The sequence below is a fragment of the Actinotalea sp. C106 genome, assembly GCF_023630195.1.
Lineage (GTDB): Bacteria > Actinomycetota > Actinomycetes > Actinomycetales > Cellulomonadaceae > Actinotalea.
The window spans coordinates 1-1100 of record NZ_JALPKN010000530.1 but is presented as its reverse complement, the minus strand read 5'-3'; the positions used below and the strand labels follow the sequence as shown (position 1 = coordinate 1100).

At 74.2% G+C, this 1100-nt stretch carries 2 protein-coding genes; both read left to right on the top strand.

The genetic code is table 11. The annotated features are described in order from the left end of the window. Positions 1 to 397: flagellar motor switch protein FliN (gene fliN, locus L0B03_RS18250; RefSeq protein ID WP_250448483.1), on the top strand; the 397-nt coding region annotated here is incomplete at its 5' end. 6 nt (positions 398 to 403) lie between these two features. After that, positions 404 to 964 (top strand): flagellar biosynthetic protein FliO, encoded by a 561-nt coding sequence (gene fliO / locus L0B03_RS18245; RefSeq protein WP_250448480.1) that lies wholly within the window; start codon positions 404 to 406, stop codon positions 962 to 964. Positions 965 to 1100 lie beyond the last annotated feature (136 nt).

Genomic DNA, 1100 nt, shown 5'->3' with positions numbered 1-1100 from the left:
GGCCGCCCTCGCGGGTGGCCTCGAGGAGGAGGGCGTGATCGCCTTCGCCCTCGCCGGTGCCGACGGCAAGCCCCAGGCGTGGTTCGGGCTGCGGATGCGTCAGCGCCCCGAGGCCGTCCCCCAGCAGCGCGGCGCCGCCGCCCCCGCGCAGGTCTCCCCGCTGCGCCTGCTGCACGACGTCGAGATGACGCTCACGGCCGAGATCGGCCGCACCAAGCTTCCCGTCCGCCAGGTCCTCGAGCTCGTGCCCGGCACGGTCCTCGAGCTCGACCGGGCCGCGGGATCCCTGGCCGACGTCATGGTCAACGGACGGCTCGTCGCGCGTGGCGAGGTCGTCGTCGTCGACGAGGACTACGGCATCCGGATCACCGAGATCGTCGGCTCCGAGAACGCCTGATCGACCATGGACACCTCCTCCCTCGTGCTCGGCCTGCGGGTCCTGCTGTCCCTGGCCGTCGTGCTCGGGCTGCTGTGGTTCCTCGCGCGCCGACTCAGCGGGACCAAGGCGGTGCGTCGTCGGGCCACGGACCTGGCCGTGATCGGCAAGCAGTCCCTGGGCGGCAAGACCGGTCTGGCCCTCGTCGAGGTCGGCGGGCGCCGCCTGCTGCTCGGCGTGAGCGAGCAGGGCGTCAACCTCCTCACCGAGGTCGACATGCCCGTCGAGCCCCCCGCCCCGGTCGCCCTCCTGCTGAACGAGGACGACGAGGCGGTCGATGCCGGCGCCGGAGCCGAGCGCACCCCGCTCGACCCGGCCGCGATCGAGCGCCTCGTCGCCGAGGTCCCCTCCGACGTCTCGAGCCTCACACCCCACGCCACGGACGGCGTGGAGCTCTCCCCGTCCACCCCCGCGGCACGGATGCCCGCGGTCCCCAAGCAGCGCAGCCCTCTCGAGGGATCGATCCTGGACGCCACCATCTGGCGCCGGGCGATGGTTGCGGTGCAGGAACGGACCATCCGTCGTTGAGCCCCGTGAGCCTCCCGGGCGGCACCTCGTGCCCGCCCGCAGTGCTGCGCGACCCGCTGGCCCCTGAGGGCTCGCGCGCCGCTCGGCTGCGCACCACCGCGCTGCGCCTCCTGGCGCTGCTGCTCGTCGCCCTGGT

Excerpts from the sequence above, each read along its gene's own strand:
- fliO (WP_250448480.1), top strand. The coding sequence starts at position 404 with ATGGACACCTCCTCCCTCGTGCTCGGCCTGCGGGTCCTGCTGTCCCTG.